The organism is Micromonospora haikouensis (genome assembly GCF_900091595.1).
GTDB lineage: Bacteria > Actinomycetota > Actinomycetes > Mycobacteriales > Micromonosporaceae > Micromonospora > Micromonospora haikouensis.
In genome coordinates, this window is record NZ_FMCW01000001.1 from 75,214 (window position 1) to 98,275 (window position 23,062).

General features: G+C 71.8%; 17 protein-coding genes. 11 read left to right on the forward strand and 6 right to left on the reverse strand.

The genetic code is table 11. From position 1 onward, the window contains the following. Positions 1-4: 4 nt before the first annotated feature. Together GA0070558_RS00230 and GA0070558_RS00235 are read left to right on the forward strand one after the other, a co-directional pair. Positions 5-1,132, forward strand: a complete 1,128-nt coding sequence (locus GA0070558_RS00230; RefSeq protein ID WP_091274173.1) for a hypothetical protein — start codon at positions 5-7, stop codon at positions 1,130-1,132. Further along, on the forward strand, positions 1,129-2,664 hold the full coding sequence (locus tag GA0070558_RS00235) for a hypothetical protein (RefSeq protein ID WP_091274177.1): 1,536 nt from the start codon (positions 1,129-1,131) through the stop codon (positions 2,662-2,664). The genes GA0070558_RS00230 and GA0070558_RS00235 overlap by 4 nt, the downstream gene beginning before the upstream one ends. Positions 2,665-2,745: 81 nt before the next feature. Here GA0070558_RS00235 and GA0070558_RS00240 read toward each other — a convergent pair whose 3' ends face one another. Beyond that, on the reverse strand, positions 2,746-3,360 hold the full coding sequence (locus GA0070558_RS00240) for a winged helix-turn-helix domain-containing protein (RefSeq protein WP_218106940.1): 615 nt from the start codon (positions 3,358-3,360) through the stop codon (positions 2,746-2,748). Positions 3,361-3,417: 57 nt separating this feature from the next. Between GA0070558_RS00240 and def the strand changes: the two genes are divergently transcribed. Next, entirely contained in the window at positions 3,418-3,966 is a 549-nt protein-coding gene (gene def / locus GA0070558_RS00245) for a peptide deformylase (RefSeq protein WP_091274183.1), read from the forward strand. A 146-nt stretch (positions 3,967-4,112) separates the two neighbouring features. Further along, on the forward strand, positions 4,113-6,407 hold the full coding sequence (locus tag GA0070558_RS00250) for a putative bifunctional diguanylate cyclase/phosphodiesterase (RefSeq protein ID WP_176734040.1): 2,295 nt from the start codon (positions 4,113-4,115) through the stop codon (positions 6,405-6,407). Between the two features lie 385 nt (positions 6,408-6,792). On the opposite strand, the gene GA0070558_RS00255 is transcribed toward GA0070558_RS00250, so the two are convergent. Together GA0070558_RS00255 and GA0070558_RS00260 are read right to left on the reverse strand one after the other, a co-directional pair. Continuing rightward, a complete protein-coding gene (locus GA0070558_RS00255) occupies positions 6,793-8,322 on the reverse strand; it encodes a GntT/GntP/DsdX family permease (protein WP_091274187.1) in 1,530 nt (509 codons plus the stop codon). Between the two features lie 49 nt (positions 8,323-8,371). Beyond that, the gene (locus tag GA0070558_RS00260) at positions 8,372-9,925 is read right to left on the reverse strand and encodes a gluconokinase (protein ID WP_256091648.1); all 1,554 of its coding nucleotides are present in this window, start codon (positions 9,923-9,925) and stop codon (positions 8,372-8,374) included. Between the two features lie 247 nt (positions 9,926-10,172). On the opposite strand from GA0070558_RS00260, the gene GA0070558_RS00265 reads away from it, so the two are divergent. Next, positions 10,173-11,369 carry a hypothetical protein gene (locus tag GA0070558_RS00265; protein WP_091274190.1) on the forward strand — a complete coding sequence of 399 codons (1,197 nt, stop codon included), beginning with the start codon at positions 10,173-10,175 and terminating at the stop codon, positions 11,367-11,369. 45 nt (positions 11,370-11,414) lie between these two features. Further along, positions 11,415-11,789 (forward strand): membrane protein insertion efficiency factor YidD, encoded by a 375-nt coding sequence (yidD, locus tag GA0070558_RS34015; protein WP_077936442.1) that lies wholly within the window; start codon positions 11,415-11,417, stop codon positions 11,787-11,789. Positions 11,790-11,904: 115 nt separating this feature from the next. On the opposite strand, the gene GA0070558_RS00275 is transcribed toward yidD, so the two are convergent. Continuing rightward, positions 11,905-12,282, reverse strand: a complete 378-nt coding sequence (locus tag GA0070558_RS00275) for a VOC family protein (protein ID WP_091274193.1) — start codon at positions 12,280-12,282, stop codon at positions 11,905-11,907. Positions 12,283-12,362: 80 nt separating this feature from the next. Between GA0070558_RS00275 and GA0070558_RS00280 the strand changes: the two genes are divergently transcribed. Next, positions 12,363-13,367 carry a trypsin-like serine peptidase gene (locus GA0070558_RS00280; RefSeq protein WP_091274196.1) on the forward strand — a complete coding sequence of 335 codons (1,005 nt, stop codon included), beginning with the start codon at positions 12,363-12,365 and terminating at the stop codon, positions 13,365-13,367. Between the two features lie 3 nt (positions 13,368-13,370). On the opposite strand, the gene GA0070558_RS00285 is transcribed toward GA0070558_RS00280, so the two are convergent. Together GA0070558_RS00285 and GA0070558_RS00290 are read right to left on the reverse strand one after the other, a co-directional pair. Continuing rightward, positions 13,371-16,433, reverse strand: a complete 3,063-nt coding sequence (locus tag GA0070558_RS00285; RefSeq protein ID WP_091274200.1) for a DEAD/DEAH box helicase — start codon at positions 16,431-16,433, stop codon at positions 13,371-13,373. Positions 16,434-16,510: 77 nt separating this feature from the next. Beyond that, positions 16,511-18,967: a serine/threonine-protein kinase gene (locus GA0070558_RS00290; RefSeq protein ID WP_091274728.1), complete on the reverse strand. Its 2,457-nt coding sequence runs from the start codon at positions 18,965-18,967 to the stop codon at positions 16,511-16,513. 545 nt (positions 18,968-19,512) lie between these two features. On the opposite strand from GA0070558_RS00290, the gene GA0070558_RS00295 reads away from it, so the two are divergent. The 4 genes from GA0070558_RS00295 to GA0070558_RS00310 all read left to right on the forward strand — a co-directional run bounded on the left by GA0070558_RS00295 (position 19,513) and on the right by GA0070558_RS00310 (position 22,777). Next, positions 19,513-19,803, forward strand: coding sequence for an HNH endonuclease (locus tag GA0070558_RS00295; RefSeq protein ID WP_256091693.1), 291 nt, complete (start codon positions 19,513-19,515; stop codon positions 19,801-19,803). Positions 19,804-19,939: 136 nt separating this feature from the next. Continuing rightward, complete coding sequence (locus tag GA0070558_RS00300) at positions 19,940-20,542, forward strand: hypothetical protein (protein WP_141722146.1); 603 nt, start codon at positions 19,940-19,942, stop codon at positions 20,540-20,542. 55 nt (positions 20,543-20,597) lie between these two features. After that, the gene (locus GA0070558_RS00305; protein WP_091274209.1) at positions 20,598-21,446 is read left to right on the forward strand and encodes a sugar phosphate isomerase/epimerase family protein; all 849 of its coding nucleotides are present in this window, start codon (positions 20,598-20,600) and stop codon (positions 21,444-21,446) included. Positions 21,447-21,463: 17 nt separating this feature from the next. Beyond that, the gene (locus GA0070558_RS00310; RefSeq protein ID WP_091274212.1) at positions 21,464-22,777 is read left to right on the forward strand and encodes an AAA domain-containing protein; all 1,314 of its coding nucleotides are present in this window, start codon (positions 21,464-21,466) and stop codon (positions 22,775-22,777) included. Positions 22,778-23,062 lie beyond the last annotated feature (285 nt).

Consider the following 23,062-nt stretch of genomic DNA (forward strand, 5'->3'; position numbering starts at 1 on the left):
TGTCGTGACGAGCACCGCGCGGCGACTGGCCGAGATCCGGGGCGGCGGTGCGCCGCGCCGGCACAACGCCCGGACGACCGCCGCGCTGACCGGCAACCCCGGCTGTGACCGCCGGGCCGTGCTGGACAGCGCGGGGGCCGACAAGCCGGGGCTGGCGGAGCGGGTCGGGTTCCCGGCCCGGTTCGGGCAGTCCCGCTTCGCGATCACCCGGGGCAACGCCTTCGAGGCGCTGGTCAAGGCCGACGGCGGGGCCGAGCTGCTGCGGCTGGTCGCCGAGCGGCTGGGCGTGGACTCGACCGGCCCGGCGACCTGGACGGACCTGGGCGCGGAGGACCGCGGCGATCCGCCCGACGCCACCGCCCAGTTCGGCCGGGCCGCGCGGTCCCGTGCCGCGCTGGCCGCCGCCGCGCCGGTCGGCGCCGACGACCCGGCCGCCCTGTTCGACCATCCGCTGCTCGGCCTCGACGTCGCAGGCCAGCGGGTGCACCTGGAGCCGGACCTGGTGGCGGCCCGCCTCGCCGGCCGGTTCCACGTCGTGGAGATCAAGTCGTTCCCGGTGATCGACGGGCAGGCCGACCCGGGCAAGGTGGCCGCCGCCGCGATCCAGTCGGCCGTCTACGTGCTCGCGCTGCGCGAGCTGCTCGCCGCCGAGGGGCACGACGCGGCGCTGGTCTCCTCCGACGTGGTGCTCGTCTGCCCGCGCGACTTCGCCAACCGGCCCGTCGCCAGCCTGGTGGACGTGCGCAAGCAACTACTGGTGCTGCGCCGCCAGCTCGACCGGATGGCCCGCGTCGACGACCTGCTGGCCAGGCTGCCCGCCGACTTCACCGCCGACCCGTCGACCGACCCCGAGCGGCTGCGCCGGTCGCTGACGTCGGTGCCGGCCCGCTACGCCCCCGACTGCCTCGCGGCCTGCGAGCTGGCGTACTTCTGCCGGCACGAGACCCGCGCCGAGACGGCCGCGCTGGGCCGGCCCGTCCGCGAGGCGCTCGGCGGGGTCGCGACGGTGGCCGAGGTCCTCGCGCTGGCCGCCGGCTCCGACCCGGGCGCGCCCGGGCAGGCGGAGGCCGCCGCGCTGCTGCGGGCCGCGGCCCGGCTGCGCGCCGACGCCCTGGCCGGTCAGCCCGCATGAGTACGCTGCGCGCGCTCGCGAAGGCCCAGGCGCTCGCCGCCGGGGTGGCGCAGCCGGTGGCCACCGTCCGGCACCTGCACCTGTCGGACCGGCCGCTGGTGCTGGTGCCGTTGACGATGGCGGGCGAGGCGAACGCCCCCCTCGCGGCGCTGGTCGGCGACGCCCCCGACGCGGCCCGGCTGCTGATCGTGCCGCAGCCGCGCAACCGCGACCAGCGGTTCGCGTTCGCCGCCGAGCTGGCCGGGATCGTGCTGCCCTACCTGGACTCGTTCCGGGGCGACACGGAGGCGGTCGCGGTCGACCGGGGGCGCGACGTCCGGCACCGGTACGTCGACGCGCCGCAGCTCGTCGTGCCGAACCCGGGCGGGGTGACGTTCCTGCGGCTGTTCGGCCGTTCCACCCGGTTCCGCCGCACCGACGGCGACTACCCGGTGCACCCGGCGGTGCCGCTGCTCGGGCGCTGGCTGACGTTCTTCGCCGAGCGGGCCGAGCAGCCCGGCTCGTCGGCGCTGCTGGCGCTGACCGACGCCCTGACCCTGCACTGGGCCACCGGGCAGAGCGCGGTGGAGGACCAGCACCTGCCGGCGGTGCTGGGCTGGCTCGACCCGCCGCCGGGGCTCACCGGGGCACAGGCGGCGGCCCGCGCCGAGGACCCGGCGCGCTGCCCGCCCGCCGGCCCGGCCACCGACCCGGAGTTCGACAACCGGGTGCTCGCCCCGGCCATCGCCGCGTACGCCGACGCGGCCGACGACGAGGCGGCGCGGTGGTCCGCGTACGCGGAGCTGGAGCTGGCGCTGCGCGGCCAGCTCGCGCCCACCTGGGAGCTGGTGTGGCGCGGCCTGGGGCTGCTGGCCGCCCTGCCGCCGGGGGCGCGGGTGGCGGGGCGGTGGGCCGGCGACCGGGACGCCTTCACCGGTTACGCGGAGCACGTCGACGCCGGCGGCGGGCCGCAGCCGCGCCGCGACGGCGCGGTGGCGGCGGCCGTGCGCCTGCACCGGCTGGAGCGGGCCGCGGCCTCGTACGCGGTGCAGCGCGCCTACGACGACCCGCTGGTGATGGCCGAGCACCGGCTCGCCGGGGAGGCATTCGTCGGGGACGTGACGCTCACCGACCCGGCGCGGGTCGACGACACCGGCAAGCGCCCGGTGCTGCGCCCCCGCATCCAGGTGGTGACCACCGAGCCGGTGGCCGTGCCGGTCGGCGCGACGCTGTACTCGCCGGCCCGGCCCGGGCAGAAGGCGCGGGTGGTGTTCCTGACCCCGGCGGCCGACGGCAAGACCGAGGTGGTGCTGGAGCTCTCCGGCGGGATGGGCCGGGGGCTGACCGCCCCGCCGGGCACGGTGCCGGAGGTGGGGGAGCGGCTCTGCCTCACCACCCTGTCGGACGGGTTCCTGCCGGCGGGGTCGTTCCCCACCCCGGAGGAGACGCCGTGGACGCACGGTGGCCCGCCGGCCGCCCCCGTCCTCTCCGATCCCGCCCCCGGCCCGGCTGTCGGGCCGGCGGACGGTGACCCGGCGGAGGAGTGGGCCTGACGGCTCTCCCGGCGGTGGCCGGCGGGTTCAGCCCTCCCGGCGGTGGCCGGCGCGTTAGCCCTCCCGGCGGTGCCGGCACGTTCAGCTCTGCGGGCCGGTGTCGCCGGAAGGGTCCCCGCCCGGCCCGGCGAGGTCCGGTTCGAGGAGCGGGAACAGGCGGGCCACGACCGCGACGGGCGCGGAGCCCGGTGGCCGGGTCAGCGGCCGGTGCTCCCGGTGCCGGTAGCGGTTGACGAGCTCCCGGACGGCGGCGCCGATCTCGGTCAGCTCGCGGGGCGTGAGGTAGAGGACCTGGCTGAACGCCTCGTCGTGCCGCCACCGCTGCGGTGCCCGGTCGCGCTGGGCGAGCCAGTTGCGGTAGGCCTCGTCCTCCAGCCCTCGGGCCAGGCCGGACAGCTCCTCCTGCGGCTCCGGCTCGGCGACGGGGGCGGCCAGCCGCCACGGGCGCACCCGGCCGGGGCCGTGCGGCGCCTCCTCGATGAACCCGTAGCGGGCGAGTTGCCGCAGGTGGAAGGAGTGCTGGCCGCTGTTGCCGCCCAGCTCGCGGGCAGCCTCGGTGGCGGTGAGGGTGCCGCGCCGGCGGACGAGGTCGAGCAGCGCCGCCCGCACGGGATGGCTCAGGGCCTCCTCGGCCACCCGGTCGAACCCGCCCTGCTGCGGCGCGTCGGTTTCGCCGGGGGTCTGCGCGTCGGTCACCTTGCAAAGTATCGTGCTTTGCAAACAGAGGGTCAAGCCAACCCGAGGGGAACCCCCATGGCCGTCCTGCCCGTACGCCTGCTCGGCGATCCGGTCCTCACCCAGCCGGCCGAGGAGGTGACCACCTTCGACAAGGAGCTGCACCGGCTCGTCCGCGACCTCACCGACACGCTGGACGACGAGCGGGGCGCCGGCCTCGCGGCCCCGCAACTCGGCATCGGGCTGCGCGTCTTCGTCTACCACGTCGAAAACCTGAAGGGGCACCTCGTCAACCCGGTGCTGCGCTTCCCCGACGAGGAGGAGCAGGACGGACCCGAGGGCTGCCTGTCGATGCCCGGTCTCTACTTCGACACCAGGCGCCGCATGAACGTGGTGGCCAAGGGATACAGCCGGCACGGCGACCCGGTGCAGGTCGTCGGCTCCGGCTACCTGGCCCGGTGCCTGCAACACGAGACCGACCACCTCGACGGTGTGCTGTTCATCGACCGGATGGACACCGAGCGGCGCAAGGCGGCGATGAAGGCGATCCGCGCCGCCCGGTGGTACGGCAAGCCCGAGCCCCGGGTCCAGATCAGTCCCCACCCGATCTTCGGTCGGCTCGCCTGACGGTCGCGCCGGCCGGAGCCGCGCCACCGTCCTCTGTGCACCCGCCTGGCGGCCCGCCCTGCCGCTGGCTACGCTTTCGTGGTTCGCCGTCAATCACCGGTCCTCGCCGTCGAGGGTGCGCGCAGGAGAGAGAGCCGGACGACACTGTGCTGCCCCACGACGCACGTCCCGCCTGCGCGGCTCCCGCCGGGGCGGCCCGGCCCGGCCGGGCCGGGCTCGCCGTGGCTGCGGCGATCCTGCTCGTCGAGCTGACCTGGCTGGTCGTCGCCCTGCCCGGCGCGGCCCTGGTCAGCGACCTCATCGCGATCGCCGTGGCGGGCTGGGCCGGCCACGCCTGCGTCCGGGCCGCCCGCCGGCACCCGGCGCCGCTGCGCCGGTTCTGGGTGCTGCTCGCCGTCACCATGGGCCTCGCCGCCCTCGGCCGGACGGTGTGGACGGTCCAGCGGCTCGGCGACGACGCCCTGCCGCACACGGTGCTCATCGGCGCGCTGTTCACCCTCGGCATCGGCACCGGCACCGCCGCGCTGCTCTGCTGCGCCGCCACGTCCCGCAACGCCGTCGGCCGGGCCCGCACCGTGCTCGACGGGGTGATCGTCGGGCTCGCCCTCATCCCGATCGGCTGGGTGGTGGTGTTCCGGGACATCGCCGACGCCGACCTGGCCGACCCGGTGCGCACCTTCGGGCTGCTCTACCCGATGCTCGACCTGATGCAGCTGACCATCCTCGTCGCGGTGGCCGGCCCGGCCCGCCCGATGTGGCGGCCGCTCGCCGCGATCGGGGCGAGCCTGGGCACCCGGGCGGTCGCCGACGCCGCGTACGTCTCCCTGTTCGCCCACGGCAGCTACGCCCCCGGCCATCCGATCGACGTGTGCTGGCCGCTGAGCTACCTGCTGATCGGCGTCGCCGCCCACTATCCGCCGCCCCCGGCCTGGGACGCCGCCGAGGAGGCCGTCGAGGCGCCGCTGCCGCCGTGGTGGCGCGTCGCCCTGCCCTACCTGCCGGTGGGCGGCGCGATCGTGGCGGTGGTGCTGGCCCGCCGGCCCACCGGACAGACCCCGCACCTGGTCTTCGTCGGCATGATGGCCCTGCTCGGGGTGCTCGCGCTGCGGCAGGGGCTGGCCGCCAACGAGAACCTGCGGCTCGTCGCCCGGCTGCGCCGCCTCGCCTACACCGACCAGCTCACCGGCCTGCCCAACCGGTTGACCTTCACCCGCCGGCTGCGCCGGGCGCTGCGCGACGGGCCCCCGGTCGCCGTCCTGCTGCTCGACCTGGACGGTTTCAAGCAGGTCAACGACCGGTTCGGGCACGTCACCGGCGACGACCTGCTGACCAGCATCGCCGGCCGGATGAAGGCGGCCGTGGCCGACGACGGCACCGTCGTCCGGCTCGGCGGCGACGAGTTCGCCGTCCTCGTCGACGGCGACCGGGAGGTCCGCCCCGAGCACCTGGCCGAACGGCTGCTCGACGCCCTGCAACCCTCCCCCGGCGAGGAGGAGGCCGGCGTGCACCCCTCGGCCAGCATCGGCATCGCCGAGTATGGCCCGCAGCACGCCTCCCACACCGACCTGCTCCGCGACGCCGACATCGCCATGTACGCGGCCAAGGCGGCCGGCAAGTCCGCGTACCGCACGTGCACGGCCGCGCTGCGGGAGGCGGCGGTGAGCCGCGCCGAGCTGATCGCCGACCTGCGCCGCGCCGTCGACGAGGAGCAGCTGCACCTGGAATACCAGCCGATCGTCGACCTGGCCACCGGCGAGGTGCGCAGCGCGGAGGCGCTGGTGCGCTGGCGGCACCCCCGGCTGGGGCTGCTCACCCCCGCCCGGTTCCTGCCGCTGGCCGAGGAGACCGGGCTGATCCTGCCGATCGACCGCTGGGTGATCCACGAGGCGTGCCGGGCCGCCGCCACCTGGCGGGACCGCAACCCGGACGCCACCGTCGCGGTCAACATCGCCGCCGCGCACCTGCGCCGACCCGACCTCATCGCCACCGTCACCTCGGCCACCGCCGGCGCCGGCCTCGCTCCCCGCGCGCTCACCCTGGAGCTGACCGAGTCTGCCCTGATCGAGGGCAGCGACGCCGTGCTCGACCGGCTGCGCCAGCTCCGCGAGCTGGGCATCCGCATCGCCATCGACGACTTCGGCACCGGCTACTCGTCGCTGAGCTACCTGCACCGCATCCCGGCCACAGAGCTCAAGATCGACCGGTCGTTCGTGGCCCGGCTCGGCGAGGACTCCCGCGCGTACGCCACGGTGGAGATGGTGACCCGGCTCGCCGACGCGTTCGACCTGACCGTGGTGGCCGAGGGGGTGGAGACCGACCGGCAGCACGAGGCGGTCACGGCGATCGGCTGCGTGCACGGCCAGGGCTGGCGGTACGGCCGCCCCACCGGCCTCGCCGGCCTGCGCGCCGCCCTCACCCCGGCGGCCCGCAACCGCACCTGACCCCCCGCCCGGCTTCCACCCGGCGCGCCCCGGCTTCCGTCACGCCACCGCCGGCCGTCGCCCGGCTGTCGGCCCGGCCGTCGCCCCACTGTTGGCTTGGTCATCGCCCGGCGCGGGCCCGCGCCGGCCGGGGCGGGGCGGGTCCACGGTGGTCCGGCCTCGGTCGTTCCGGCCTCGGTCCTTCCGGCCCCTAGGGAGCTGAGTCGTTTACGACATCACCGTCGGGCACCGGGCGTGCGCCTGGTCTGTTTGCGGCGCGCTCCCGGCCGGCAGCCTGTCTGGAGACCTCGATCTGAATCATCCACGACATCAGCTCCCTAGGGAGCGCGACGACCATCCCCACCTCCGGCAGGCACTGGCGAGCAGGCCGCCCACCGCCCGCAGGTCACAGCAGCAGGTCAAGCAGCAGCACGCCCGCGAAGCCGACCACTGAGATGATCGTCTCCAGCACCGACCAGCTCTTGATGGTCTGCCCGACGGTGAGTCCGAAGTACTCCTTCACCAGCCAGAAACCGGCGTCGTTCACGTGCGAGAAGAACAGCGACCCGCAGCCGATCGCCAGGGCCAGCAGGGCGACCCCCGGCCGGTCCATGGTCGTGGCGAGCGGGGCGACGATGCCGGCGGCGGTGATCGTGGCCACCGTCGCCGAACCCGTCGCGACCCGGATGCCGACGGCGACCAGCCAGCCCAGCAGCAGCGGCGACAGGCTGGCGTCCTTCGCCGCGTCGGCGACCAGGTTGCCCACGCCGGCGTCCACCAGCACCTGCTTGAACCCGCCGCCGGCCGCGACGATCAGCAGGATGCCCGCGATCGGCGGCAGCGACCCGCCGAGCACCGACGAGACCTGCTTGCGGCTGAAGCCGGCCTGGAAGCCGAGGGTGAACATGGCCACGATCACCCCGGCCAGCAGCGCCACGATCGGGGTGCCGATGATGTCGAGGACCCGGCGGCCCGCGGTGTCCTCGGCCAGGGTCAGCTCGCCGATGGCCCGCAGCAGCATCAGCACCACCGGCAGCAGCACCGTGATCACCGCCGGCCAGAACTTCGGGGCCCGCCGGGCGGTCTCGGTCCCGGAGTCGTCCACGGGCGCGCCGGGGCGGCCGGTGCCCGGGTTGACCAGGTCGTCCTCGGTGAGCAGCTCGCCGTCCACGTCGGCCTGCCGCCGCCCGGCAGCCCCCGGCCCGGCCGCCCCCCGCTCCGCCCCGCCGACGGCGGCCGGCGTGCGGGTCGGCAGGAGCGCCTCGGGGATGGTCGCGGGCACGTACCGGGAGATCATGTTGCCGAAGACCGGGCCGGCGACGATCACCGTCGGGATGGCGATCAGCAGGCCCAGCCCCAGCGTGAGGCCCAGGTCGGCGTTGAGCGACGAGATCGCCACCAGCGGCCCCGGGTGCGGCGGCACCAGGCCGTGCAGCACCGACAGGCCGGCCAGCGCCGGGATGCCGACCTTCATCAGCGACACGCCGGTACGCTTCGCGACCAGCAGCACGATCGGCACCAGCAGCACCACGCCGACCTCGAAGAACAGCGGCAGGCCGATCAGGGCGGCCACCCCGGCCATCGCCCACGGCAGCCCCCGGCCGGAGACCCGGTCGACGATGCGGGTGACGATGCCGTCCGCGCCGCCGGACTCGGCGAGCAGGCCGCCGATCATCGCACCCAGGGCGATCAGCAGTCCCACCCCGCCGACGGTGGAGCCGACGCCGCCGCTGAACGAGGTGACGATCGCCTCGGCACCCACCCCGGCGGCGACGCCGAGCACGCCCGCGCCGAGGATCAGCGCCAGGAACGGATGGACCTTGCCCCAGGCGATCAGGACCACCACCGCGGCGATGCCCAGGACGGCCGCGACGATCAGTTGGGCGTCACCGGCGTCGGTGAGGGGTTCCGCCGGTGCGGCGGGCAGTGTGACCACGGTTATCACGACCTTCGGACGGCGTCCGTGCCGGCGGCGGCACGGGCGATCACATGGGTGGGGCGGTGGGTGGCGGCTCCGGCGGGAGGCTCGGGGCCAGCCGCCGCAGCGACGTGAACGTCGGGACGAGCGCGTCGTACAGCTCGGCGTGCAGGGGGAGCAGCGCGGCGTACGTGGCAGCGGCGGCCGGGTCGGGGCGTACCGTCTCGTCGATGCGGACCAGGTCGGCGGCGACGTCGACGGACGCGATCAGGCCGAGGGCCTGCATGCCCAGCAGCGCCGCGCCGAAGCTGGACCCCTCGTGCCCGGCGGGGAAGCGCACCGGCATGCCGAGGGCGTCGGCGAGCAGCTGCCGCCACAGCGGGCTGCGGGCGAACCCGCCGCTGGCCCGCACCTCCCGCACCTCGTTGCCGGCGGACCGCACCGACGCGAGCACCAGGGCGAGCTGCTGGCAGACCCCCTCCAGGGCCGCCCGGACCAGGTGCTCGCGGCGGTGGCCGTGGGTCAGCCCCACGTACGCCCCGCGCGGCAGCGCGCTCCAGTGCGGCGCGCGCTCGCTGAGCAGGTACGGCAGCATGATCAGCCCGCCGGAGCCGACGGGGGCGCGGGCGGCCAGGGCGAGCAGCTCCTCCTCGGAGTCCTCGCCCAGCTCGGGGGCGAGGGCGTCGCCGGCCCACTGGAGCACGATCCCGCCGTTGTTGATCGCGCCCCCGACGACCCAGCGGTCCTCGGTCAGCGCGTAGCAGAACACCCCGCCGAGCGGGTCCACGGCGGGGCGTTCGACCATCACCCGCATCGCCCCGCTGGTGCCGATCGAGCAGGCCACGACGCCCGGATGCACCGCGCCGAGCCCCAGGTTGGCCAGCGGCCCGTCCCCGGCCCCGACCACGATCGGGGTGTCCGCGGGCAGGCCGGTGGCGGCGGCGTACTCGGCGGTGAGCCCCGGCAGGACCGTGGTGGTCGCCACGAGCTGCGGCAGCTGCTCCTCGGTGATGCCCGCGATGCGCAGCGCCTCGGCGTCCCAGGCGCCGGTCTGGATGTCCATCAGGCCACTGGCGGACGCGACCGAGTGGTCGGTGACCAGCGCCTCGCACAGCCGCAGCAGCACGTAGTCCTTGATGCCGACCCAGTGCGCGACCTGCTCGAAGAGCTTCGGCTCCTGCTCGGCGAACCAGACCAGCTTCGGCAGCGGCGCCATCGGGTGCACCGGGGTGCCGGTGCGCCGGTGCAGCGCCAGCCCCGACCGGGCGGCGCGCAGCCGTTCGGCCTGCCGGCTGGCGCGGGAGTCCGCCCACGTCACCGACGGGGTCAGCGGCTGCCCGTCGGGGTCCAGCCCGATCAGGCTGTGCATCGCGGTGCTGAACGACAGCCCCGCGACCGGCCCGGGCAGCTCGGCCACCACCGCGCGGACCGTCTCCACCACCGCGTCGAAGATCAGCAGCGGGTCCTGCTCGGCGTAGCCGGGCTGCGGCTCGTCCAGCGGGTAGCCCACCGAGTGGCTGGCGAGCTGTCGCCCGTCGGTGTCGTACGCGACGCTCTTGGTGCTGGTGGTGCCGATGTCGACCCCGATCACCACGCGCGGGTGCTGGTCCGGGTCGGCCACGGCTCCTCCTCGGCGTCGGCGGTGCCGGCACGCCCGCCGCGCCCGGCTGCGGAAGGCGATACCCAGTGATCCACCTCCCCACACGGTTCCCGGCGGGGAACGTGAATCGACGCGCTGTCATCCGCCTACCGTGCTGTTTGGTCCACCGATCGGGTGATTAGCCTGTTTTGGTGGGTCCGTCTGGTTTGTCGCTGCCGTTGATCCCGGTGACACCCCGGTTGGTGGCTCGCGCGGCGAAGGAGTCGGCGTGGCGAAGACTGATTCGACGGGTTCCACCTGGCGGCCTTCGGCGGCCCCCACGTGGCGGTACCGGTGGGCGCACCGGCAGAACGAGCGGCGGCAGCGGACGTACCGCGACGCCGAGCGGGCCTGGCGGCGACGCGACGACGAGCTGCGGCGGCTGCGCGCGGCGGCGGCCGACTTCGGCCGGCAGGCCACCGCCGGAGCCGGCCTGCCCCTGGAGCTCGCCCCCGGCGAGCGGGTGTTCTGGGCGCTGCCCGCCGTGCAACTGGTCGAGCTGCGGCACACCGCCGTGCTCCCCGCCCCCGACCTGTGCGTCGACCCCGGCCGGTCCGCGCTGCACCACCGCCGCCCCGACGGGGTCAAGGTCACCGACGCCGGCCTCGCCGTGCTCACCGACCGCCGCCTCGTCCTGCTCGGCGGGCGGGGCCGGCGCGACTGGGCGTACGGGAGGATGACCGGTCTGGCCCACGACCCGGCGGCGCCGGTCACGCTGATCCAGGTCCTCGACCGGCGGCGCACCTCCGGCCTGCTGCTGCCCGCCGACGCCGCCGCGGAGTTCCGGTTCACCCTCACCCTGGCCTTCGCCGAGGCCATCGAGCAGCGGGGCGCGGTCCTGGCGCAGCTCGACGAGCTGATCGCCGAACACGACCAGACGCGGCCGTTCCGCCCCGCCATCGCCACCCCCGCGCAGGCCCGGATCACCTCCCTCGTGCCGGGCGGTCGGCGTACCGTCGCGGTGGCCGCCGCCGTGGCGCTGCTGGTGCCCGTGGCGCTGTTCGAGTCGGACCCGCCGGTGCGGCCCGGCTCGGACGTCGCCGCCGCCGCCACCGCAGCGCCCACCCCCGGGGCGGCCGTGCTCCCCACCGCCCGGCCCGGCCCGACGGCGTCGCCGAGGCCGCGGCACGGCACCGCGTCGTCCACCGCCGCGTCGTCCGCCGCGCCGCCGCCCGCCGGCCCGCCGGCCGCGAAGCGCGACGGGCTCTGCGGCGCGCCGGCCAACCCCTTCGGGTACGACTACTGCGGCGGCTCCCGCATCCGCCGGCCCGACGTGCGGGTCTGCGACTACTTCGACTGCGGGCAGGACTTCTGGGCCGGCACGGGCTATCTGGTGCAGTGCCGCGACGGCGCGCTCACCCTCACCGGTGGGCGGCCCGACGTCTGCGCTGCCCACGAGGGGCTGCGCCGTACGGTCTGGTCCTGACTCCTCCGTTCGGTCAGGTGGCGCGCGTGCCGCACCATCGTCGGCATGCTCAACCTCAAGCGGGACCGCCACCGCAAGAAGAAGCGGCGCGGCGTCGACTCGTGCACCGACTGCGACTGCGACGGCCCGGACTGCTGCGACTTCGGGCTCTTCTCGTTCCTGCTCACCCTCGGCTCGGTGGCCGCCGGGGCGACCCGCGCGCCGGTCGTCGACCGGGCCGGCCGGGCCGCGATCCTCGGCTACCGACGGTGGCTGTCGCACCGCTGGCCGGGCCAGTGCCGCTACACCCCGACGTGCAGCGCGTACGGGCTGGCCGCCGTCGAGCGGCACGGCCTGGCCGTGGGCGGGCGGATGGCCGCCGAGCGGCTGCGCCGCTGCAAGCCGCACGTGCCCCGGGGCACCCACGACCCGGTCCGCTGACCGCTCCTACCCGGACCGTGGGCATCCGCCGACCGCCACTACCGGACCTTGGACAGTTGTCGTCCGCCGTGACTATTCAGTCCGCCCGTGACGACAACTGTCCAAGGTCTCGTCGTCACTCCGGGGCGTGGCAGACGGCCTCGACGTTGTTGCCGTCCGGGTCGCGGACGAACGCGCCGAAGTAGGTCGGGTGGTATTCCGGCCACACCCGGGGCGCGTGCAGCACCTCCGCCCCGACGGCGACCGCCGCCTCGTGGAACGCCCGCACGGCCGCCCGGTCAGGGGCGGTGAACGCGATGTGCGCCTCGTGCGCCGCGCCCGTGGCGCCCGTGGCGGTCGTGGGGCTCAGCCAGAAGTCGGGCTTGTCGCCGCCGTAGCCGAGCACGTCGCCGAACTCCATCAGCCGGCGCGCGCCCAGCGTCGCGAGGACGGCGTCGTAGAAGGCGGCGCTGGCCGGGACGTCGCGGACCTGGATGCCCAGGTGGTCGAGCATGGAAGGATCTCCTCGCGGGTGATGGGGCCGGTTCCACCAGCTCGAACCAGTTCCTGACATTCCGTTTCTACGCTCCCGCTATGACATCGAAGCCAGTTTTCGGCTGGCGCAGCCGCATCGGCGTCGCGGGCGCGGTCACCGTGCTCGTGACGGCCACCCTGGCCGGGACCGCCCCACAGCCCGTGGCCGCCAAGCCCGGTCCCGTCGCCACCCACGCCGTGGCCTTCACCGCGGCGGAGCAGCAGGCCGTGCTGGCGTACTGGACTCCGCAGCGGATCGCGGCGCTCAGGACCCCGTCGGCGGAGGTGCCGGCCGTCGCCAGGCCGGACGGCGCACCGTGGACGCGGGCGAACGCCGTCCCGCGTACCGTCGGGCGGCTCTTCTTCACCGACCACGGCGAGGACAGCAGCTGCACGGCGACCGTGCTCGACAGCGCCAACCGCAGCACCGTGGTGACCGCCGCCCACTGCATGAACAACACCGACCTGATCGGTGAGGACAACCAGTGGTCGAGCAACGTGCTGTTCGTCCCCGGCTACCGGGACGGCGGCGCGCCGTACGGCACGTTCGTCGGCCGTCTGTCGGTGGCCCCCTCGACGTGGCTGCGCAACGACCAGATCGACAGCCTCTACGACTCGTACGACCAGGCGTTCGTGGTGCTCCACCCGAACAGCGACGGACGCCGGGTGCAGGACGCCGTCGGCGCGGCCCAGCGGATCGGCTACGACGTGCCCGGCGCGCGGGTGGTGCACCAGTTCGGCTACCCACGGGCCAGCTCGGACAAGGCCCGCGAGGGCCTGCCCGAATACACGGGTGAACGCCTCGCCTACTGCACGGGCCCGGCGGTGGAGCAGCAGTCCACCGAGGAGTGGCCGGAGCCGCCCGGCCAGTGGGGCACCGAGTGCGTGATGGGCGGCGGCTCCAGCGGCGGCCCGCGGTTCGCGGACTTCGACCCGCGCACCGGGCTCGGCGTCGTGGTCGGCGACAACTCCCACGGCTGGCTCCCCGGGAAGCGCTACCTGGTGGGCCCGCAGTTCACCAGGGCGATCACCCAACCGGTCTTCCACCGGGCACAGCACAGCTGACGTTCATGCGGCGATGGCGCGGGCTGCCGCGTACAGGTCGGCCGGCAACGGATGCGCCAACTCCCAGACGATGCGCATCGGCCGGTCCCCGGTGTGCCGCCGGTACGCCATCGGCCCGGCGTACAGGTAGGCCGGCGCGCCCAGGTCCCGGTCCGGCACCCGCGTCTCCCGCACGAACAGGTGCACCGTCGAGCCACGCGAGGCGTGGTGGACGTAGCGCTGCCCGGTCGCCGACGCCGCCGACGTGGTGCTCTGCGACTCCCACTGGAACAGCCGGTCGGTGACGGCCCGGTCCGCGTACATGGTGGTGGGGGAGTAGTGCCGCTCCGACTTGACCAGGGTGACGAAGAACAGGTCCGCCCGCTCGGACTCCAGCCACTTCACCCCCTCCCGCAGCGACCCCGGGTTCGGCATCCCGAACGCGGCACACGCCTCGTTGCGGCTGTAGCGGGCGTGCACCCGCAGCGCGCCGACGGGCACGGTGACCCGGTGGATGCGGTCCCGCAGCACCCCGGCGAGCTGCCGCAGCTCGGCGCAGCGCGCCGGCTCCGCCCACAGCCGCGCGAGCCGTGCGTCCCGGTCGCTCAACGGTGCCTGCGGACCCCACAGGTCGAAGTGCAGCATGTCCCACAGCCGTCCCGGCTCCGGCCGCTCACCGGCGGCGACCCGGGCCAGCAGGTCCAGCCGGTCGGCGTCGTCCAGGTGCAGCATCCGCCCGATGGCCCGCCCCAACTCGCGGTCGTCCGGGCCGGGGGCCGGGGTGTCCAGCCCGGCGAGCCGCCGCAGCCCGGTCCACCCGCCGACCGAGGCCGACCGGTAGACGTCCTCGACATCGAGGCCGGTCTCCCGCAGGAACCCGGCGAGGTCGACGTCCCCGAGCTGCCGCAGCTCGGCCACCAGGCCTTTCCTCGACGTGGGCAGGGCGCTCTTGAGGTTGGCCAGCACCACCTCCTTCGCCACCCGGTCCAGCTCGACGTGGCAGCCGCTGGGCAGCATGGGGAAGTCCTGCTCGACCGCGTCCCTGACCGCCCGCCGGCTGACCCCGGTCAGGGCCCGCCAGCGCAGGTCGAACCGGAAGTTGGCGTGCTGCCCGCCGATGAAGTCCAGCACCGTGAGGCAGGGCTTGTCGTCGTCCAGGCGCAGGCCCCGGCCGAGCTGCTGGAGGAAGACCGTCGCGCTCTCGGTGGGCCGCAGCATCAGGATCGTGTCGACCATCGGCAGGTCGACGCCCTCGTTGAACAGGTCGACGGTGAACAGCACCCGCAGCTTCCCGGCCCGGAAGTCGCGCAGCAGGCCGTGCTGCGCCGCCCGGTCCGTCCGGGACGTCACCGCCGCCGACGGCACGCCGTGCCGAGTGAACCAGTCCGCCATGAACTCGGCGTGCCCGATGCTCACGCAGAAGCCGAGCGCCCGCATCCGCCCGACGTCCACGGTGTCCCGCACGGCCCGCAGGATCAGCCGCGCCCGCGCGTCGTCGCCGGTGTAGATCGCGCCCAGCTCGCCCGGGTCGTACCCCTGGCCGCGCCGCCACCGCAGGTGCGACAGGTCCACCTCGTCGTGCACCCCGAAATACTGGAACGGGGCCAGCAACTGCCGCTCCAGGGCCTCCCACAGGTGCAGCTCCACGGCGGCGCGGCCGTCGAACCACCGCCGCACGTCGCCGCCGTCGGCCCGGTCGGGGGTCGCCGTCAGCCCCAGCAGTACGCGCGGACGCAGCCGCTCCAGCAGCCGCGCGTACGTCGGCGCCTCCGCGTGGTGGAACTCGTCGACGATCACCATGTCGTACGCCCCAGGGTCGATCTCCCGGCGGTGCAGCGACTGGATCGAGGCGAAGACGTGCGTCCAGTTCCTCGGCTCGCTCCCGCCGACCAGCAGCTCGCCGAAGCTGCCGTCGCCCACCACCTGCCGGAACGTCGACAGGCTCTGCCGCAGGATCTGCTCCTGGTGGGCGACGAACAGCAGCGAGCCGACGGTCTTGTTCCTGTTTAGCCGCCGGTAGTCCAGCGCCGCCACCACCGTCTTGCCGGTCCCGGTCGCCATCACCACCAGGTTGCGGTGCCGGCCGTGCACCTGCCGCTCGGCGTCCAACTCGGCCAGGATCTCCGCCTGGTACGGGTACGGCCGCACGTCCAGGTTCGCGATCTGCGTCGGCGACTCCTCGCGCCGCTCCCCGCTGAGCGCCTGCCGCAGCCGCTCGCCGTCCCGCCCGGCGTCGTACGCCTCGAACGCCGGATCGTTCCAGTAGTCCTCGAACGTGGCGGTGAACGTGTCGATGACGTGCGGCTGCTCCACGTCGGAGATGCGGACGTTCCACTCCACCCCGTCGACCAGCGCCGCCTTCGACAGGTTGCTCGACCCGACGTACGCGGTGGTCAGGCCGTTGTCGCGGCGGAACAGCCACGCCTTGGCGTGCAGCCGGGTCGTCCTGGTCTCGTAGGAGACCTTGACCTCGGCGCCCAGCTCCGCGAGCCGGTCCAGCGCCCGCTGGTCGGTCGCGCCGAGATACGTGGTGGTGATGACGCGCAGCGTCCCGCCCCGGCCGATCAGCTCGCGGATGGCCGGCTCGACGATGCGCAGCCCGTGCCACTTGATGAACGCGCACAGCAGGTCGACCCGCTCGGCCGAGGCCATCTCGTGGGTGACCTCGTGGCCGATGCGCGGCTGGTGGCGGCCCTTGACCAGCAGCGCGCCGGTGGAGAGTGGGGTGGTCGGCCGGGCCGGGAAGGTCGGCTGCGCGGGTGGGGTGGGCGGGGCGGCGATGGCGTGCAGCAGGTTGCGGGCATCGGCGACCAGGTCGTGATGGTCGGTGGCGGTGGGGCTGAGGGTGGCGATGGCCTCGGCGATCCGGTTGGTCAGGTCGACCTGGCGGCGCAGCTTGTCGTCGCCGTTGGGGACGGCCTGGAGCGCGCGGCTGATGAGGGCGGCGAGGTGCCGGGTCAGGGGGTGGTGGGAGTCGGCGGGGTCCAGGGGGTGGTGCTGGACGTGGGCCGGGTCGAGCTGATGGAGCTGATTAGCGATTTTGTGAGTAAGTAAGTGTTCATAGATGCCAAATCTGAGATCCGCCACCGTGCGACTATAGTGTATCGAAACGAATTGATTGACGCGAGCTCTCGATTGTGAATAAATGGTAGCTTCTCATCGGGCTAGCTATTTCGAGATACTAGGTTCAAGGCTGTTCTCGCATCCCGGAGCGCATCACCCGTAAGTCGATACCCGTTGGGCTTTTGAAACGCAAGCAGCCGATCTACTAGCCCAAACGTCCGTCCGCTCAGAAGCTGTGCGGCGGTCAGCTTTAGATCTGCAATGGTTGCCTTGCCAATCTCTGCTCCTGCAGCGAGTTGCAAAAGTGTGACTCCGAGCTGGTAGAGATCGACCTCGTGAGTCCAGTTGCCTATGATGAAGCCGGGCGGCAAATAGTGTGGGGTGGCTGAAACCGTTTCGACGGGGGCGCCAGCTCGCACTGATAGATTAAAATCTATCAGGATGGGCCCACGGTTCGTGCTCAAGATTATATTAGCTGGTTTGATGTCTCGGTGCACAACTCCGTGTTGTGCTTCGAAGATTGCTTGGGCGACATCACCGTCAAGTTCATCATGGCGCTTCCGCAGATCATCAACGGCCGCCGGCCGCGGGTGCATTCGTTCCAGTGCTTCGAGTAATGCCACTGACCACTTAAGTAGCATGTGCTCAGAGGGGCGTGTGGATGCTTCGCAGAAGTTGCGAAGTGTCGGGCCCTCAATGTACTCCATTGCAATGTATGGGTCTCCTGTCTGAACGCTTCCGGCGTCGATTATCCGAACAATGTTCGGATGATTGAGTGTTTGTAGAATGTCCAGCTCTCGCTGCACCGTGCTAAGTTTTCCATTGCGCACGACCTTGAGCGCAACGAATTTTTCGGTACCTTCTTCCTGTGCCTTGTATACGGTAGCGAACCCTCCTGGAGATCCGACGGAGTGTAGTACGGTGTAGTCTCCGACTTTGTCGCCTGGGTCTAGGCGATTACTATATTGTGATGGTCTTGCGGGTCGGTTCGCGCTGCCGAGCTGTCTCTGAAGGTAGGTCTGCAATAGATCGATGCAAAGGCTAGGTGTAGTGTGGGGATCTCGACATATTCCATAGCCCACTAGATGGGCTACATCGCCAGGCACGATCCTTGCCCACTCTGCGAACTCGTGAACTTTACCCTCTGCCAGGAGAGTGAGTAGGTAATATTCGTCTCGGTATTCATCTTTAAGTGTTGAGACGAGTTGAGCGAGAAGGGAGGACCGTTCGATTAGTAGATCCTGTGCGAGCAGCCGAACATCCTGCTCAAGCACCCTCGTTGCTTGGTGTCGATTCATGTTCTTGTTATGGGCTGCGGATCCTAGTGCTCGCAGCAGGGCTGGATGACCGCCGGTTTGGGCATAACTAGCGGCGAGTGACGGGGTGTCCCATTGGAGTCCAATCCTCCCGCCGATAGTGGTTAATAGGTCGTAGGCTTCCTCCCTTCTCAGGGGCTTCAGATACTCCCGAGTGAAATAATTGTAAACTGGGTTGTCGTCCTCGCCAACTTTGGAATCCTCTACGCATTTCGGATTTGTTCCAGATATAATGAAAGACAACCTCCCTGGGAATTGTTGATCTAATCCGCGAAGTATGCGCCAAACCTTTACAAATGATTTCTGAACTGCGCTTGTTGCGCCTGGTGGAAGGATGCGTTCAATTTCGTCGAGGAAGACTGCAACCTTGCGTCGGCGCTGGCTAATTAGGAGGTTTAGGTCGTGGTCGAATAGTTCGCACACGGTATCGGTGTGAGAGATGTCTGAGAACAGCCCGTATTGGCCAAAGAGGCGATAGCCTCTAACGTCACGTACGTGTCGATGCGAGTCGTAGATGGCCTGGCCGATTGACCATAAGATGTAATTGGAGTCTGGCCTGATTGCGGCGGCTCGTTGCAGGTCGATTTGAGCGACGAAGCATCTTCCGTCTTCCCGTACTAGCTGTGCTAGGCGGTTTACGAGGGAAGTCTTGCCGATCTTTCGAAGGCCAAAGATTCCTTGATGGCCGGTACCCGAAGTAATCTCTTGGCGTAGCCTTTCAAGTAGCCGCCGCCTACCGAAGAAATCCTGAGTTTTTGTTACCGCGCCCGGCAGGTCATACAAGTCTCTAGCATATGATTGGGCTTGCAAGAGGGCGCGAAAATCCTGATCGCCATGAGGCTTGCATTTCCGGATTCGATCCAGACTGAATCCAACGAAGAGCGTCCCGCTTTCATCACTAATTTCGCGGACTTTGTCGCCAGTGCGGCGATCGTCTGTGATGATAATGCTCACTGATCGACTTAGCCGCGCTCCCTTGGCTTGGATGATTCTGGTAGCATTATCGATTTCACTTGCGTGCAAGAGGTCGTACTCTGCCACGAGTACAAGGACTTCTCTGGTTTCACCGAGAGTGGCTTGTAGTTGATCGGAAAGCTTCGTGAAATAGCCCCACACCTTCGGGTTGTTGGTGGTATGCACGTATTCAATGGAAAGTCCACCGGCCGCTAGTGCGGCAGCAATATCCTTCTTGACTCGATTCCCGCCAATAAACGTCTCTAGAATGCTGGATTTGATTGGCATACTCCAACTCTCTGTCGACTGGGGCGTGGCTGACTGCGTCGTGCAATTAGGCCGACGAGCCTAGCAATTAGGTCGCACTTGGGTTTGTCGGATCTTGGACAGCCGTAAGCGTTTAGGTGTCTTGCACGAATTGTCTGAGATTCAATTTTTGGGTGGATTGAGTCATCCAGGTGGACTGTGATGGCTCTTTGGACTCCTACTTCCAGCCGCAACCTCTGCCTTGGCTGGTCCACCGGCTGGGCTGGAACCCAGAAGTTTCCTTTGGATCCTGCAGGGGCGGCCGGCTCGCCACGTGATCTGTTAGGCGCCCGCCACAGCATGGTGCGGGTGGGCCCACACGGTTGCCAGTCTGCTCATCGACGTGCCGGGTTCGTGTAGACAGGCGGCCAATCCATTCGGCCTAGCTTGCACTAGGTTTGCGGCAGTGACGGGGGAGGCCGCCGATAGTTTCCCGGCATGCCGGACTCCACTCGGAGGTCACCGCCCGCCAGGGGCAGGCCGACTTTCGACGCAGGCTCATCGAGGCGTACGGGGGGCGCTGCGCGATCACCGGCTGCGACACCGAGGCTGCTCTCCAGGCCGCCCACATCTCGCCCTACGACGGGCCGACCACGAACCGGGTGACCAACGGTCTGCTGCTCCGGGCCGACGTGCACAACCTCTTCGACCGGGGCCTGATCTGGGTCGACGAGCAGTTCCGTGTCCGGGTCAAGGCGGAGGCGGGACACTACGCGAGCTGGCGCGGCGAGAAGCTGCGCCCACCGGCCCGCGCGGCGGACCACCCGGATGCCGCCGCGCTGCGGGCCCACCGTCAGGAGGTGGCCGGGATGCGGTGAGACCCTGGCCCGGCATCGACCTTCGTGAGACCGTCTATGTCGGAACGTGTGCGACAGGACACGAGGGGTGATCGGTGTGGGTGTTGCCGACGGGCCGTCGCGATGGTCGATCGAGAAGTTTGGGTTCGCTCAGGCGGTGGCGCTGCGCAAGCGCGTCCCGGCGGCCCTCAAGCGGGCGGTGGAGCGCGCCATGGATGCCCGGGAGGCGTCCGAGATGACCAGCGACCACGCCTTCGGTTCCGTGCGCTGGCTCGTGCAGTACGAGGAACTGCACCAGCACCTCCGGGAGTTGCCCGACGTGACGGACCTGCGGCCGCCGGGTGCCCAGTTCAGGATCACGGTCTGCGCAGGGCACCTGCTGCTGCCCTGGCACTACTCCACCAGGAGCGACGCCGATATCGCGCGGACCCGGCCGGAGCGCACCCTCAGCAGCTTCGCCCGCGCCCTGCTCGCCCTGTGCGGCCCGGAGCCGCGCTACCAGCAGGACACCCTGCCGCTCATGCCGCTCACCGATCAGGAGGCCGATGCTCGGTCGGAGCTGCGGGAGGCCGTCGAGCGGCTCCCTGTCGAGCCGAAGGTGCTGCTGATCGGGTACGCCTGCAACTCGGAGGCCGGCCTGCTCCGCGTGTGCTGGGGTGAGGCGGCGTTGCGGGGGAACGGCGACCTGGAGTGGCAGCACGTGGAGGAGCTGCCGATTCCGGGTGACGCGGCCCAGGGGCGGCGTGGCGTCGCCGCCTGACCGGCGGCCCTCTACAGTCGACGGGGTCTGTTGATCTTGCGGCGAGAGGGTGCGGATGCGGATCGGCATCAACACGTGGGCGTGGGCGGCCCCGCTGACCGACGGGGCGCTCGCCCGGCTTGCCCCCCGGATCAGGGCGTGGGGCTTCGACGCCATCGAGCTGACCGTCCAGGCGCCCGGCGACTGGGATCCCGCGTCAGCGGCCGACCTGCTCGCCGGTTTGGAGCTGACCCCCGCCGTCTGCGCGGGCCTGCTGCCCGAGCACGACCTGCTCGCCGACGACGAGGAGGTCGTGCGGCGTACGGAAGGATTCGTCCGGCACTGCGTGCGGGTCGCGGGGCGGGTGGGCGCCGCCGTGGTGGCGGGCCCGCTCTACGCCCCGGCCGGCCGGCGGTGGCTGCTCGACGCGGACGCCCGGCGGGCCGCCACCGCCCGCCTCGTGGCGCGGCTGCGGCCGCTCGCCGACGAGGCCGCCGGGCAGGGCGTGACGATCGCCCTCGAACCGCTCAACCGGTTCGAGACGAGCCTGCTCAACACCGTCGAGCAGGCGCTGGAGGTGGTGGACGGCGTCCCCGGGCTGGGCCTCGCGCTGGACACCTTCCACCTGAACATCGAGGAACGCGACCTGCCGGCCGCGATCCGGCTGGCGGGCGGCCACCTCGCGCACGTCCAGGTGTGCGGCAACGACCGGGGAGCGCCCGGCGGCGACCACCTCGACTGGCCGGGGATGTTCGACGCCCTGACCGGCATCGGCTACTCCGGCCAGGTGAACATCGAGTCGTTCACCGCCGAGGCCCTGGCCGTGCCGATGTCCGTGTGGCGGCCCCTCGCCGCCGGCCCCGACGCGCTCGCCGTCGAGGGGCTGGCGTTCCTGCGTGGCCTGACCGGGCGTAATCTCCGGTAACCACGGGGGGAGAGTCGATGCTCAGGCTGGAGGTGCCGCCGTCCGTCGAGGCGGAGCGGGTCGTCAACGCGGTGCTGGCCGACCTGCGCACCGGTGACCACCGGGGCGTCGTCGTCGACTCGCCGCCCGGTGCCGGCAAGTCGACCCTCGTCGTCCGCGCCGCCGTCGAGCTGGCCGCCGCCGGGGAGCCGCTGATCATCGTCGCGCAGACCAACGAGCAGGTCGACGACCTCATCGACCGGCTCGCCCGCAAGGCCCCCGGGCTGCGCATCGGCCGGCTCTCCGCCACGGAATACAAGCCGACCGACCGGGTGAAGGGCCACCCGACGGTCAAGGTGGCGGCGAAGGTCGCCGACCTCGGCGAGCCGGCCGTCGTCATCGGTACGGCCGCCAAGTGGGCCATGGTCACCGAGGGCTGCTGGCCGTGGGCGATCGTGGACGAGGCGTACCAGATGCGGTCTGACGCGTTGTTGCGCGTGGCCGGCAGGTTCGAGCGGGCCCTGTTCGTGGGGGATCCCGGGCAGCTCGACCCGTTCTCCACGGTCGAGACCATGCGCTGGACGGGCCTGACCTGGGACCCGATGCAGTCCGCGGTGGCGGTGCTGCTGCGGCACAACCCGCAGTTGCCGGTGCACCGGCTGCCGGTGTCGTGGCGGCTGCCTGCGTCGGCGGCGCCGGTGGTCGCTGCGGCGTTCTACCCGTTCACCGGGTTCCGGGCGGGCACTGGCAGCGACGACCGGGTGCTCGCGTTCACCGACGCCGGGCCGGGGGACGCCGTCGACGCGGCGGTGGAGCTGGCGGCGTCGACGGGCTGGGCGCTGTACGAGCTGCCGGAGCGGCACACCCCGCGTACCGACTCCGAGGCCGCCGCCGCGTGCGCCGCGCTGGCGCTGCGGGTGCTGGCGCGCGGCGCGGTCGCCGTCTCCGAGCACGCGCCGGCCGGCGCGCCGGTCACCGCCGACCGGATCGCCGTGGGGGCCGCGCACCGCGACCAGGTCGCCGCCATCCGCGCACACCTGGGCGCGGCCGGGGCGGGCATCACCGTGGACACCGCCAACCGGCTCCAGGGCCGCGAGTACGACGTGACGATTGTGCTGCACCCGTTGTCGGGCCGGCGGGACGCGACCGCCTTCCACCTGGAGTCGGGGCGGCTGTGCGTGCTGGCGTCCCGGCACCGGCACGCGTGTGTAGTGGTGGCGCGGGCGGGCATCGCGGAGCTGCTGGACGCGCACCCGTCGACCGAGCCGGTGCACCTCGACGTGCCGGTGAAGTTCCCCGACGGCTGGCAGGCCAACCAGGCGATCCTCGACCATCTGCACGGCCCTGCCTAGCCCGACCCGGCGGGCTTCAATGGGACGATCCGAGGTACGGGGTGCTCAGCGCCTTGTCTCTTACCTGGCCAGGAGCACGCCGTCGGGGAACGTCCGGGTCTCCATCACGGTCAGGTTCACCCAGTTGTCCAGGGCCGTGAAGAACGGCGTGCCGCCACCCATCAGGGCCTGCGGAGCGCCACACGCAGACGCGCAGAGAGCGCGCCATCCCCACCGCCACCCGGGCAGTTAAGAAGGGGCCCTTCCTCTACCGAATGCGTTAACAAGGTGCCCTTCCTTGCATCT